The organism is Citrobacter sedlakii (genome assembly GCF_018128425.1).
GTDB classification, from domain to species: Bacteria; Pseudomonadota; Gammaproteobacteria; order Enterobacterales; family Enterobacteriaceae; genus Citrobacter_A; species Citrobacter_A sedlakii.
In genome coordinates this window covers 895146-907703 of sequence record NZ_CP071070.1, presented here as the reverse complement: position 1 = coordinate 907703, position 12558 = coordinate 895146, and the positions used below count along the sequence as shown (strand labels likewise).

The following is a 12558-nucleotide window of genomic DNA, read 5'->3' as shown; positions in this document are numbered from 1 at the left end:
TAAACGCCCTGACGGGGTAAAAAAATAAATGCGGTTATTCATGCGGTTACTTCACTTATTTACCGGTTCCCCGATAAAAAAGTGATGTCCATCACACCAACGATCCTCGGGCTGATGAAAGATCGAACAGCGTCGGTTTTATCCACAGATTGTGCCAATAAGTTAAACACAATTTGTGTGAAAATTCGATTTTCCCCGCACGTCAAGGCTGTAAATGGAAACAGTAGTCGCGGTTTTTCACAGTTATCCCATCTTTCTGTGGATAACATGGTGTAAGATCCTGTTTATTTTCAGTGACCAGAATTGGAAAACCGGTTTTCATGTTGCGCAACTCACCGCTCTGTCATCTAAAAAGCACGTTAAATCATAGGATTGAACAGAAGGGGCGGAAAACGATAAACTTCTTTTCTGCGGTATAAATCCGTTGTCTATTTTTTCACCTAAGGTATCTCGCTATGTCCGCTCTCCAGCCGTTACGTTTTCCACCGGAATCAGAAGCGCTGCTACTCCAGCAGGCGCAGCAGATTTCAGGCTATACGCTGGGTGAACTGGCCGCGCTTGCCGGGATGACAACGCCAAAAGATCTCAAACGCGATAAAGGCTGGATTGGCGTTTTACTGGAGCTGTGGCTGGGAGCCAGCGCGGGCAGTAAACCTGAGCAGGATTTCGCGGCTTTAGGTGTGGAACTGAAAACGATTCCTGTAGACAGTCAGGGACGCCCCCTTGAGACCACCTTCGTCTGTGTCGCCCCGCTCACCGGCAATAGCGGCGTTACGTGGGAAACCAGCCATGTGCGGCATAAACTGAAGCGGGTGTTGTGGATCCCGGTAGAGGGCGACCGCGCCATCCCGCTCTCCTTGCGGCGTGTCGGCTCCCCTGTGCTGTGGAGTCCGGACCCGGACGAGGAGCGCCAGTTGCGTCTCGACTGGGAAGAGCTGATGGATATGATTGTATTAGGCCAGGTGGAACGAATTACCGCCCGGCATGGCGAATTTTTACAATTGCGCCCCAAGGCCGCCAACGCCAAAGCGCTGACCGAAGCCATTGGCGCGCAGGGCCAGCCAATCCTGACGTTGCCACGCGGTTTCTATCTGAAAAAGAACTTCACTCGCGCCCTGCTGGAACGCCATTTTTTGTTACAGCTGCGTTAGACTTTCGCCTGTCGTGGTAGAGGCATATAATTACCGCTTCTTTTTTTGGCAGGACTTTGCTCAATGTTATTTGCATGGATAACCGATCCCAACGCCTGGCTCGCGCTCGGTACGCTGACGCTGCTGGAGATCGTGCTCGGGATCGATAATATTATTTTTCTCTCTCTGGTCGTTGCAAAACTTCCTACCGCGCAGCGTGCGCATGCCCGACGCCTCGGTCTCGCCGCGGCGATGATCATGCGTCTGGCGCTGCTGGCTTCCATTGCCTGGGTGACACGCCTGACGAATCCGCTGTTTGAGGTTTTTGGCGAGGAAATCTCCGCACGCGATCTCATTCTGCTGCTCGGCGGTCTGTTCCTGATCTGGAAAGCGAGCAAGGAGATCCACGAATCCATTGAAGGTGAAGAAGAAGGGCTGAAAACCCGCGTCTCCTCTTTTCTGGGGGCGATCGTGCAGATTATGCTGCTGGATATCATCTTCAGTCTGGATTCGGTGATCACGGCGGTAGGGTTGTCCGATCATCTGTTCATCATGATGGCGGCGGTGGTGATAGCCGTAGGCGTGATGATGTTTGCCGCGCGTCCCATCGGCGAGTTTGTCGACAGACACCCATCCGTGAAGATGCTCGCGCTGTCGTTCCTTATCCTGGTTGGCTTTACCCTTATTCTGGAAAGTTTCGACGTTCACGTACCGAAGGGCTACATCTATTTCGCCATGTTCTTCTCTATCGCGGTAGAGAGCCTGAACCTGCTGCGAAACAAAAAGAACCCGCTGTGATCCTCCCTTTCGCTCCCTACGGGGAGCGAATGCCTTCTCCGTCCTTTCACAGATTAAGATTTTACTGCTTTCCCTGAGCATAACTTCACGTTATTACTAGACTATTATCAGACGAATGCCACGTGAGGATAAATGGATGAAAAAATGGGCAGTAGTAATTTCCGCCGTAGGACTGGCTTTTGCCGTTTCCGGCTGCAGTAGCGACTATGTCATGGCGACCAAAGATGGACGTATGATCCTGACCGACGGAAAACCGGAAATAGACGATGATACCGGTCTGGTGAGCTACCACGATCAGCAGGGTAACGCCATGCAAATTAACCGCGACGACGTTTCTCAAATCATTGAGCGTTGATGGTTGAGGTCAGCATTCACGCTGGCCTTAACAATTTTTCTTCCCTTTTTCCCTTCCCTCAGCCATTTTTATCATCCTTATGTCGTGATTATAAAAAGGAAACGGCTATGCACTATCACCGTATACCCCACAGCTCACTTGAAGTCAGTACACTGGGGCTGGGCACAATGACGTTTGGTGAACAAAATAGCGAAGCCGATGCACATGCACAGCTCAACTATGCCGTCGCGAATGGCATTAACCTGATCGACGTTGCCGAGATGTACCCGGTCCCGCCGCGACCGGAAACCCAGGGACTCACCGAAACCTACGTTGGCAACTGGCTGGCGAAACAGGGCTGCCGCGAAAAGCTGATTATCGCCTCGAAAGTCAGCGGTCCGGCGCGCAATAACGACAGCGGCATTCGGCCAAACCAGGCGCTGGACCGCAAGAACATTCGTGAAGCGCTGCACGACAGCCTGAAGCGGCTGCAGACCGATTATCTGGATCTGTACCAGGTACACTGGCCCCAGCGTCAGACCAACTGCTTCGGCAAGCTCGGCTACAGTTGGACGGACACGGCGCCGGTGGTCTCGCTGCTGGATACGCTGGATGCGCTGGCCGAATTTCAGCGCGCCGGAAAGATTCGCTATATCGGCGTTTCCAACGAAACCGCTTTCGGCGTGATGCGCTATCTTCATCTGGCGGATAAACACGACCTGCCGCGCATCGTCACCATTCAGAACCCGTACAGTCTGGTTAACCGCAGCTTTGAAGTCGGCCTGGCGGAGGTGAGCCAGTACGAAGGCGTCGAGCTGTTGGCCTATTCCTGCCTCGCCTTTGGCACCCTGACAGGTAAGTATCTGAACGGCGCAAAACCCGCTGGCGCGCGCAATACCTTATTCAGCCGCTTTACCCGCTACAGCGGCGCGCAGACCGAAAAAGCCGTGGCGGCCTATGTGGATATCGCGAAACGCCATGGTCTGGATCCGGCGCAAATGGCGTTGGCATTCGTTCGCCGTCAACCGTTTGTCGCCAGCACCCTGCTGGGCGCCACCACGATGGAACAGCTACACGCCAATGTTGAAAGCCTGCATCTGGAATTAAGCGAAGAGGTGCTGACGGAGATCGAAGCGGTGCATCAGATTTATACCTATCCGGCACCGTGACGATTAGCGCCCGGCGGCGTGACGCTTATCCTGCCTACAGGGACGAAGTAGGCAGGATTAAACACAGCCGTTATCTTTAGCGCGATGACGCCTGGCGACGCTGCCAAATCCACAGCGCGGCAATCGCCAGTGCGAACAGACCGCCAAACCCAATGCCGACGGCAACGACCGGGATCCCAACCCATACCGCCAGTGAGTACAACCCCAGCATCAGCAGCATCGCGCTGTTTTCCCCGAGGTTCTGCACCGCAATGGCGTTGCCCGCGCCGACGCTTCGTTTACCGCGCTCCTGCAGCAGAGCGTTCAGCGGCACCACAAAGAAACCGCCCAGAATGCCGATCAGCATCAGCAGTCCATAAGCCGGAAGCAGCGCGTGTTGCAGAGAGAAAATCAGTACGACCACGCCGATCAGGATCCCCGCAGGCATGCAGCGCGCGACGGTTTCCAGGGTAACCAGCCTGGCCGCTGCGCCAGCCCCCGCCACGATACCGATGGCAACCATCGCATTCAGGTAGGTTGGCGTGGCGTTATCGGCGATCCCCAGCGCGACCGGCACCCACAGCACCAGCAGAAAACGCAGCGTCACGCCAGCACCCCAGAACAGGCTGGTGCCAACGAGGGAAAAACGCGTTTCGCCATTGCGCCACAGCGACGCGCAAGCGCAGAAAAAACTGCGGGTCATCTTCGCCAGATGCCAGGACTGTCCGGGACGCGCAGCCGCCAGCTTTGGAATGAACAGGTTTGCCACGACCGCCCCGGCGTAGGCCAGCGCGCAGGCGACCAGCGCGGCGATCACATGCCAGTCAGCCAGCACGCCGCCCGCCACCGAACCGAGCAGGATCGCGGCAATAGTAGAGGCTTCCATTAAGCCATTGGCCTTCACCAGCTTATCGCCGGTAGTCAGTTCGCCGAGAATACCATATTTCGCTGGTGAGTAGGCCGCCGCGCCAATCCCCACCAGCGTATAGCCGATAAACGGGTTGAAGCCGAAACAAATACTTGCCGCTCCCAGCAGTTTCAGGCCGTTGGCGAACATCATCACCCGACCTTTGGCGAAGCTGTCAGCTACCTGCCCGACAAAGGGCGCAAACAGAATGTAAGCACCCACAAACACCATTTGCAGGATCGGCTGACTCCAGTCCGGATAAAACTGCGCTTTCAGCAGCGCCAGTGTGGCAAACAACAGCGCGTTATCGCCAAACGCAGAGAGAAACTGCGCGGCAATAACCGACATCATCCCTTTCGACCAAATCGAGGTGTTAGTATGCACTGACTCACCCATGTTGTTGTTCCGCTTCATCGACCCAGCTTTTCAGCGTAACAAAATCCGGCTTACCGCTTCCCAACAGCGGCATTTGTTTCAGATAGCGGATGTCGCGCGGCACCGCCAGTTCCGGAACGCCGTGCGCCCGGGCGTACTGCTGGAGTTTGTCGCGGGTCAGTTCGCTGTCGGTAGTAAAGAGCACCAGCGCCTCGCCTTTGCTGGCGTCGCTCTTGATTGCCGTGGCGTGCATTTTTTCCGGTGAAACGCCCAACGCCACCTGTTCGACCATCTCCAGCGACACCATTTCGCCCGCAATTTTGGCAAAACGCTTCGCGCGCCCCTGAATCTGCACAAACCCCTGTTCGTCAAAACGCACTATATCGCCGGTGTCGTACCAGCCGCGCTCCAGTTCTCCCTGCGCATTTTCCGCTGTCGGCACCTCGAGCACGCCCGGTTTTTCCACCCGCAGATAACCGTTCATGATATTCGGTCCTTTCAGCTGTAACCGTCCGCCGTCGTCAATGCCAGGCACCGCAAGCAGGCGCGCGTCCATTCCCGGCAGGATCCGCCCCACGGTGCCCGGTTTCGCCGCCATCGGTACGTTAATGGAAACCACCGGCGCGCATTCCGTCACGCCGTAGCCCTCAAGGATGCGCAGACCAAACTTATCCTGCCAGAGCTGCTTCGTACTCTCCTGCAGTTTCTCCGCGCCGGCCACCACGTAGCGCAGGCGATAAAAATCATACGGGTTCGCAAAGCGCGCATAGTTGCCAAGGAACGTCGAGGTGCCAAACAGCACCGTACAGTTCCGGTCGTAAACCAGCTCCGGCACAATGCGGTAATGCAACGGACTGGGATAAAGGAATACTTCCGCGCCAGTCAGCAGCGGCGTGAACAGCCCCACGGTCAGACCGAACGAGTGAAACAGCGGCAGCGCCGACATAAAGCGGTCGTTAGCGGTAAAATCCGCGATGGTTTTGATCTGCTCAACGTTAGCCAGCAGGCTTTTGTGGCTATGGACCACGCCCTTTGGGTGGCCCTCAGACCCGGAGGTGAAAAGGATCACCGCCGCCTCTTCCGGTTGCTGTTTCACCTGCGCCAGACGCGGCATCAGCAGGTGGGCGAAAATCCACACCTTGTCGGCGGGGGTGACGTCCGCTTTCAGGTCTTCCAGATAAACCCAGCGCACCTGAGTCAACTGCTCCGGCAGGTGCCAGAGTTTGCCTTTATCGAGGAACTGGCGGGAGGTGAAAATGGTTTTAATCTCTGCGGCGGCGATCGCGCTGCTTAGCCCTTTAACACCCGCCGTGTAGTTCATCATCGCCGGAACACGGCGACGCGAGACCGCGCCGAAAATCACCGCCGCGCTGATGGCGGCGTTCGGCAGCATCAGGCCGATCCTTTCGCCCTCCGCGCTGTATTTTTCCAGAATACGCCCGACAAACAGCGTTTTGATGAGCAGTTGCCGGTAGCTGTCCGGCTTGAAGTTGATGTCTTCAATACACTTTTTGCCCGCGCCATAGCGGTATTTTGCCGCCAGCAGCGATTCGTACAGGGTTTCACGCGGACGCACCGCCATCCGCGCTTCCATCATTTTTTGATGCAGCATTTCGCCAGCGATTCTGCGGCGATCGCGCGCACGCGGCGCGTCCGGCATCGGCAACTGGGTTGGCGGCAGGATATGAAGCTGAATGCGCGGGAAAAAACGACGTTTGACCAGCCCTTTCAGGCGACTGAAATGGGTAAGTTCCGCGCCTTCAATACGTACCGGCACCAGCGTGGCGCCGGATTTCGCCGCGACGAATCCGGCGCCGTCGTAGATCTTCATCAGCGAACCGCTCACCGAGATACGCCCTTCAGGGAAGATCACCACCGGACGTCCCTGCTCAATCAGTCGCACCAGATGTTTGATGGCCATCGGTTTGGTGGGATCGAGAGGCACGAAATCAATCAGCGAGGTCAACCAACGCATATACCACTGCTGGCTAATCGAGGTATACACCGCAAAGACCGGGCGCACCGGCAAGAACAGCGCCAGCAGGATGCCGTCAATAAACGAAACATGGTTCGGCGTGATTAATACCCGCTCTCCGTGCAGTGCCTTCATATCGCCCGTGACGCGTACCCGATAGAGCACACGGCACAAGCTGCGGAAAAATCCAAATAGCATTTCAACTCCCTTTGCCGAGGATTCGGTTAAATAATGGTGGCAGATTACACGATTAGGGCAACGGGAGCGACACAGAAAGTCAGTACGAAAAAAAACCTGCGCATCCGCGCAGGTTGGTGCAAGAGACAGGTACGAAGAGCGTACCGAATAATCTCACCAATCAATACCTCTGGGATCTTGATTGTGGTCCGACGCTGGCCGCTTCGCCAGCAAGAAAACGCAAAGGAATGAAGGGAAATGCAACGAGTTGTGTAAATTATCGGTTACTGTTACAGAATGGCTGATGGGCAAAAAAAAAACCTGCACATCTGCGCAGGTTGGTGTAAGTCATGTGGTCAACCCGAAAGTCGACGCCACCTATCAATACCTCTGGGATCATCACTGTATCAATGCGCGGCGAACGCTCGCCAGCGAACAAACGCAACAGCCTTTCGCAAAGTGTAACTAAAGGTTTGTATTGTCGGCACTGAGTCGTCTATCTCCTGGCCTTGCTCACATTTGCGGCGTTGTCGCGGGCGAACCGCTTGAACCGTCGGGCGTTTTCCGTAACACTGACAGAATGTAAGCGTTTACCCTCAATAGGTACTGTCATGGCGACCATAAAGGATGTAGCCCGACTGGCTGGTGTTTCAGTCGCCACCGTTTCTCGCGTTATCAATGATTCTCCCAAGGCCAGCGAGGCCTCGCGCCTGGCGGTGACCAGCGCGATGGCGTCGCTCAGTTATCACCCCAATGCAAATGCGCGCGCGCTGGCGCAACAGTCCACCGAGACCGTGGGTCTGGTGGTCGGCGACGTGTCTGACCCCTTTTTTGGCGCAATGGTGAAAGCCGTCGAGCAGGTCGCCTATAACACTGGCAATTTTTTACTGATCGGCAACGGCTACCATAATGAACAGAAAGAGCGACAGGCGATTGAACAGCTTATCCGCCACCGCTGCGCGGCGCTGGTCGTACACGCCAAGATGATCCCGGACGCCGATCTGGTCTCGTTAATGGAGCAGATGCCCGGCATGGTGCTGATCAACCGCATTCTGCCTGGCTTTGAACAGCGCTGCGTCGCCCTTGACGACCGCTACGGCGCCTGGCTGGCGACGCGTCATTTAATTCAGCAGGGTCATACCCGCATCGGCTATCTCTGCTCCAATCACTCTATTTCAGACGCCGAAGATCGTCTTAAAGGCTATTACGACGCCCTCGCAGAGAGCGGAATTCCGGTTAACGACAGGCTCGTCACCTTCGGCGAGCCCGACGAGAGCGGCGGCGAGCAGGCGATGACCGAGCTATTGGGTCGTGGCCGAAACTTTACGGCGGTCGCCTGCTATAACGACTCGATGGCGGCGGGCGCAATGGGCGTACTCAACGACAACGGCGTGGAAGTGCCATCGGAGATCTCACTGATTGGTTTCGACGATGTGCTGGTGTCCCGCTACGTCCGCCCACGCCTGACGACCGTGCGTTACCCTATCGTCACCATGGCGACCCAGGCGGCGGAACTGGCGCTGGCACTGGCGGAAAAACGCCCGTTACCGGATATCACCCATGTCTTCAGCCCCACGCTGGTGCGCCGTCATTCTGTGGCCTCGCCAGCCGAAGCGGGACAACCGTCATTAAACGAGTAATCAGGAAAGCGTCATGACAACAATGCTGGATGTTTCCCGCCGCGCTGGCGTGTCGAAAGCCACCGTGTCCCGCGTGCTTAACGGCACCGGACAGGTTAAAGAGAGCACCCGACAGAAAGTTTTTAAGGCGATGCAGGCGCTGGACTACCGACCCAACTTTCTCGCCCGTTCGCTGGCGCATCGCACCAGCAACAGCATTGGCCTGGTGGTATCGACCTTTGACGGTTTCTATTTTGGACGCCTGCTGCAACAGGCGTCCCGGCAGACCGAGTCCCACGGCAAACAGCTCATCGTGACCGACGGCCACGATACGCCGGAGCGTGAACAGGAAGCGGTGCGGATGCTGGCCGACCGCCAGTGTGACGCGATTATTCTTTACACCCGCTATATGAGCGAGAAAGCGATTCTGGCGCTGGCGGACGCCATCCCGATGCCGTTGGTGATCATCAACCGGGAGGTGGCCCTGGCCCGTGAGCGCGCAATCTTTTTTGAACAGGAAGAGGCGGCGTTTCAGGCGGTCGATTACCTGATCTCGCAGGGGCATCGGGAGATCGCCTGCATTACCGTACCCGGCCATACGCCGACCGGAAAGTCACGTCTGCGTGGCTATCGTAAAGCACTGGAGAAAAACGGTATCGCCTGGGATCCGGCGAAAGTGAAGTATGGCGACGCCAGCATGACCCGCGGCTACGACGCCTGTCATGAACTGCTTGCGGAAGGGATTAAATTCAGCGCCCTGTTCGCCTGTAACGACGATATGGCGCTGGGCGCATCCAAGGCGCTGCATCAGGCCGGGTTACGCATCCCTCAGGATGTGTCGCTGTTTGGTTTTGACGATGCCCCGAGCGCAAAATGGCTTGAGCCGGGGTTATCCACAGTTTATTTGCCCATCGACACCATGATCACCACCGCCATTGACCAGGCGATCCGCATGGCGAACGGCGAAGCGGTGGCCCCTATCCCACCGTTTACCGGCACATTAGTGCTGCGCGATTCGGTGACGACCGGGCCGTATTTTACCGGCGGCAGCCAGCCGCAGGCCGGATAACGCGCTTGCGCCGCCTCCGGCAAATTCGTCAGATGCGTTCCAGCGCCAGCAGTTCGTCTATTGTCTGCCGACGCCTGATCAGCCGCGCCTGGCCGTTATCAAATAACACCTCCGGAAGCAGCGGGCGGCTATTGTAGTTCGACGACATCGACGCGCCATAGGCTCCCGTATCATGTAACACCAGGTAGTCACCGGGGACAACCGCTGGCAGCGCGCGAGTTTCGACTTTCCCGCCCTCCTGTTGGGTAAAGACATCCCCGGATTCACACAGCGGCCCGGCGACCACCGTTTCCACTTGCGGCGCGTTGGCAAGCGAGCGTCCATCTGCCGCCAGCGCGGAGATGTGATGATAACTGCCGTACATCGCCGGGCGCATGAGATCGTTAAAACCCGCGTCCACCAACACAAAATGACGGCTGCCCATCTGTTTCACGCTGCGCACCTGAGTCACCAGCACGCCCGCCTGGGCGACAAGAAAACGTCCCGGCTCGATCTCCAGTTTTACAGGGTGCCCGAGGTGACGGGCGATTTGCTCACGCGCGGCGTTCCACAGGCCAAAATAGTGCTGCGTGTCCACGGCTTCTTCGCCATCGTGATACGGAATCGACAGCCCGCCCCCCGCGGAGATCGCCTGCAGATCCTGGCCAAAATCGATCACCTGACGCACCATCGCTCCACACACCTGTTCCAGGTGGCCGTAATCCACGCCGGAACCGATATGCATATGGATGCCGACCAGTTTCAGCTGATGGCGCTGCATGACGGCCAGCGCCTCGGGCAAATCGCTATGCCAGATACCGTGTTTACTGTTTTCGCCGCCAGTGTTGGTTTTTTGGCTGTGACCGTGACCAAACCCCGGATTAACACGCAGCCAGACGCGATGCCCCGGCGAGACCTGACCAAGCTGGTCCAGCATGTCGACGGAACCGGCATTCACCGGGATGCTGAGTTCGCTGACGCGCGACAGCGTCGCGTTATCAATCACATCGGCGGTAAAAACGATATCGTCCGGATGCGTCTGCGGATCGTAACCCGCAGCCAGCGCGCGCTCGATCTCGCCTAATGATACCGAATCCACCTTCACGCCCTGCTCACGCATCAGACGCAGAATATGAATATTCGAGCAGGCTTTCTGCGCGAAGCGGACAACATCAAACTGTTGCAGCGCGGCAATCTGGCGGCGAACGATCTGCGCGTCATACACCCATACCGGGCAGCCAAACTCGGCGGGCAGCCTGAGCAGGTTTTCAGCGGTCAGGTCGGTATCAGAGGCATTAAGAGAATGTGGCATTTCAGGCTCCGGACATCATGTTTTTACGGATTACGCCACATCCTGAAGACAATAAAAAATATCGTTTCATACGTATTCTATGCAAAACTGATATGGATTAACTTCAGCGGGATGATTATGGCCAGCGTTAACTTACGTCACATTGAAATTTTCCATGCGGTGATGACCGCCGGGAATCTCACCGAGGCTGCACGGTTGTTGCATACCTCACAGCCGACCGTCAGTCGCGAACTGGCGCGCTTTGAAAAGGTGCTTGGGCTTAAGCTGTTCGACCGCACCCGGGGGCGTCTGCATCCGACGGTTCAGGGATTGCGATTGTTCGAAGAGGTACAGCGTTCCTGGTATGGGCTGGATCGCATTGTCAGCGCGGCGGAAAGCCTGCGTGAATTTCGCCAGGGGGAACTGTCGGTTGTCTGCCTGCCGGTCTTTTCCCAGTCGCTGTTGCCTGCGCTGGTCCAACCGTTTCTCGCGCGTTACCCGGACGTAAGCCTGAATATTGTGCCGCAGGAGTCGCCGTTGCTTGAGGAATGGCTCTCTGCCCAACGCCATGATCTGGGATTAACGGAAACCCTGCACACCCCGGCGGGCACCGAGCGGACGGAATTATTCTCGCTGGACGAGGTGTGCGTACTGCCGTCGGGGCATCCGCTGGCGGAAAAACCCGTGTTAACGCCGCAGGACTTCCACGGCGAGCGCTATATTAGCCTTTCGCGCGCCGACAGCTACCGCCAGTTACTCGACGCGCTGTTTAACGAACATCAGGTTAAACGACGCATGGTTGTGGAAACGCACAGCGCGGCGTCGGTTTGCGCAATGGTGCGCGCCGGTGCAGGTCTGTCTATCGTCAACCCGCTTACCGCGCTGGATTATGCCGCAAGCGGCGTGGTGGTTCGCCGGTTCAGTATCAGCGTGCCGTTTACCGTGAGCCTGATTCGTCCTCTTCATCGCCCTTCGTCAGCGCTGGTGGACGCGTTCAGCCGCCATCTGCAAACCGGTCACGCCCTGTTTACCCGCGCGCTGGAAAAAATTTCCGCGCCGGTTATGACAGCATAAACGCGACGGCGTCCGCGGCGTGAATGGCGGCGGTGTCAAACACCGGAACGGGGCTTCTTTCGGCGGGGACCAACAGGCCAATCTCCGTACAACCGAAAATCACGCCCTGCGCGCCCTGAGACGCCAGCTGCTCAATGACCTGCACATAATAGTCGCGTGACGCGTCGCTAAACTGTCCGAGGCACAGCTCATCAAAAATGATGGTGTTGATCTTCGCGCGATCTTCCGCCTCCGGCACCAGACATTCGATAGCAAACTGCTGTTCCAGACGTCCACGGTAAAAATCCTGCTCCATCGTGTAACGCGTCCCCAGCAGCGCCACGCGACTCAGTCCTTGCGCTGCAATCGCGCGTCCGGTCGCATCGGCAATATGTAAAAAAGGCAGCGTACAGCGTGACTCAATGGCGTCCGCCACTTTGTGCATCGTATTGGTACATAAAACGATCCCTTCTGCGCCCGCTTTTTGCAGACCCAGCGCCGCATCGGCCAGCAGCTCGCCCGCTTTATCCCATTCACCGCGATGCTGACAGGCTTCAATGTCGTGAAAATCAACGCTATGCAACAGCAGGCTGGCGGAATGAAGGCCACCGAGGCGCTGTTTGATCCCTTCATTGATCAAGCGATAATAAGGGATGGTTGATTCCCAACTCATACCGCCTAACAGTCCAATTGTCTTCATAAC

General features: G+C 56.8%; 12 protein-coding genes. 8 read left to right on the top strand and 4 right to left on the bottom strand.

Annotated features, from left to right (window positions below; all coding sequences use genetic code 11):
- Positions 1-455: 455 nt before the first annotated feature.
- The 4 genes from mutH (at position 456) to JY391_RS04320 (ending at position 3431) form a co-directional block, all read left to right on the top strand.
- A complete protein-coding gene (gene mutH / locus JY391_RS04335; protein WP_060569439.1) occupies positions 456-1151 on the top strand; it encodes a DNA mismatch repair endonuclease MutH in 696 nt (231 codons plus the stop codon).
- A gap of 63 nt (positions 1152-1214) precedes the next feature.
- A complete protein-coding gene (locus tag JY391_RS04330; RefSeq protein ID WP_042288921.1) occupies positions 1215-1928 on the top strand; it encodes a TerC family protein in 714 nt (237 codons plus the stop codon).
- A 136-nt stretch (positions 1929-2064) separates the two neighbouring features.
- Complete coding sequence (gene ygdR / locus JY391_RS04325; RefSeq protein ID WP_042288923.1) at positions 2065-2283, top strand: lipoprotein YgdR; 219 nt, start codon at positions 2065-2067, stop codon at positions 2281-2283.
- Between the two features lie 107 nt (positions 2284-2390).
- The gene (locus tag JY391_RS04320; RefSeq protein ID WP_211935274.1) at positions 2391-3431 is read left to right on the top strand and encodes an NADP(H)-dependent aldo-keto reductase; all 1041 of its coding nucleotides are present in this window, start codon (positions 2391-2393) and stop codon (positions 3429-3431) included.
- Between the two features lie 76 nt (positions 3432-3507).
- On the opposite strand, the gene lplT is transcribed toward JY391_RS04320, so the two are convergent.
- Both lplT and aas read right to left on the bottom strand, forming a co-directional pair.
- On the bottom strand, positions 3508-4713 hold the full coding sequence (gene lplT, locus JY391_RS04315) for a lysophospholipid transporter LplT (RefSeq protein WP_042288927.1): 1206 nt from the start codon (positions 4711-4713) through the stop codon (positions 3508-3510).
- Entirely contained in the window at positions 4706-6865 is a 2160-nt protein-coding gene (aas, locus tag JY391_RS04310; RefSeq protein WP_042288931.1) for a bifunctional acyl-ACP--phospholipid O-acyltransferase/long-chain-fatty-acid--ACP ligase, read from the bottom strand. Before aas ends, lplT begins: the two co-directional genes overlap by 8 nt.
- Positions 6866-7148: 283 nt before the next feature.
- Here aas and JY391_RS23720 point away from each other — a divergent pair, with 283 nt between their 5' ends.
- From JY391_RS23720 to JY391_RS04295, 3 genes are all read left to right on the top strand, one after another.
- A complete protein-coding gene (locus JY391_RS23720; RefSeq protein WP_229264089.1) occupies positions 7149-7313 on the top strand; it encodes a hypothetical protein in 165 nt (54 codons plus the stop codon).
- 142 nt (positions 7314-7455) lie between these two features.
- Positions 7456-8484: an HTH-type transcriptional regulator GalR gene (gene galR, locus JY391_RS04300; RefSeq protein ID WP_042288933.1), complete on the top strand. Its 1029-nt coding sequence runs from the start codon at positions 7456-7458 to the stop codon at positions 8482-8484.
- A gap of 13 nt (positions 8485-8497) precedes the next feature.
- Complete coding sequence (locus tag JY391_RS04295; RefSeq protein ID WP_199957162.1) at positions 8498-9532, top strand: LacI family DNA-binding transcriptional regulator; 1035 nt, start codon at positions 8498-8500, stop codon at positions 9530-9532.
- Between the two features lie 28 nt (positions 9533-9560).
- On the opposite strand, the gene lysA is transcribed toward JY391_RS04295, so the two are convergent.
- The gene (lysA, locus tag JY391_RS04290) at positions 9561-10823 is read right to left on the bottom strand and encodes a diaminopimelate decarboxylase (protein WP_042288939.1); all 1263 of its coding nucleotides are present in this window, start codon (positions 10821-10823) and stop codon (positions 9561-9563) included.
- Positions 10824-10940: 117 nt separating this feature from the next.
- Here lysA and JY391_RS04285 point away from each other — a divergent pair, with 117 nt between their 5' ends.
- Positions 10941-11876, top strand: a complete 936-nt coding sequence (locus JY391_RS04285; protein ID WP_181822587.1) for a LysR family transcriptional regulator — start codon at positions 10941-10943, stop codon at positions 11874-11876.
- Here the strand turns inward: JY391_RS04285 and JY391_RS04280 are convergent.
- A complete protein-coding gene (locus JY391_RS04280) occupies positions 11863-12555 on the bottom strand; it encodes an aspartate/glutamate racemase (RefSeq protein WP_200035447.1) in 693 nt (230 codons plus the stop codon). The two genes, JY391_RS04285 and JY391_RS04280, sit on opposite strands and share 14 nt — an antisense overlap.
- Positions 12556-12558 lie beyond the last annotated feature (3 nt).

What these genes read in the sequence shown, in the direction of transcription:
- JY391_RS04295 (WP_199957162.1), top strand. Translation starts at nt 8,498, where the DNA reads ATGACAACAATGCTGGATGTTTCCCGCCGCGCTGGCGTGTCGAAAGCC.
- galR (WP_042288933.1), top strand. Translation starts at nt 7,456, where the DNA reads ATGGCGACCATAAAGGATGTAGCCCGACTGGCTGGTGTTTCAGTCGCC.
- JY391_RS04330 (WP_042288921.1), top strand. Translation starts at nt 1,215, where the DNA reads ATGTTATTTGCATGGATAACCGATCCCAACGCCTGGCTCGCGCTCGGT.
- JY391_RS04320 (WP_211935274.1), top strand. Translation starts at nt 2,391, where the DNA reads ATGCACTATCACCGTATACCCCACAGCTCACTTGAAGTCAGTACACTG.
- ygdR (WP_042288923.1), top strand. Translation starts at nt 2,065, where the DNA reads ATGAAAAAATGGGCAGTAGTAATTTCCGCCGTAGGACTGGCTTTTGCC.
- lysA (WP_042288939.1), bottom strand. Translation starts at nt 10,823, where the DNA reads ATGCCACATTCTCTTAATGCCTCTGATACCGACCTGACCGCTGAAAAC.
- mutH (WP_060569439.1), top strand. Translation starts at nt 456, where the DNA reads ATGTCCGCTCTCCAGCCGTTACGTTTTCCACCGGAATCAGAAGCGCTG.
- JY391_RS04285 (WP_181822587.1), top strand. Translation starts at nt 10,941, where the DNA reads ATGGCCAGCGTTAACTTACGTCACATTGAAATTTTCCATGCGGTGATG.
- aas (WP_042288931.1), bottom strand. Translation starts at nt 6,865, where the DNA reads ATGCTATTTGGATTTTTCCGCAGCTTGTGCCGTGTGCTCTATCGGGTA.
- JY391_RS04280 (WP_200035447.1), bottom strand. Translation starts at nt 12,555, where the DNA reads ATGAAGACAATTGGACTGTTAGGCGGTATGAGTTGGGAATCAACCATC.
- lplT (WP_042288927.1), bottom strand. Translation starts at nt 4,713, where the DNA reads ATGGGTGAGTCAGTGCATACTAACACCTCGATTTGGTCGAAAGGGATG.
- JY391_RS23720 (WP_229264089.1), top strand. Translation starts at nt 7,149, where the DNA reads ATGGGCAAAAAAAAAACCTGCACATCTGCGCAGGTTGGTGTAAGTCAT.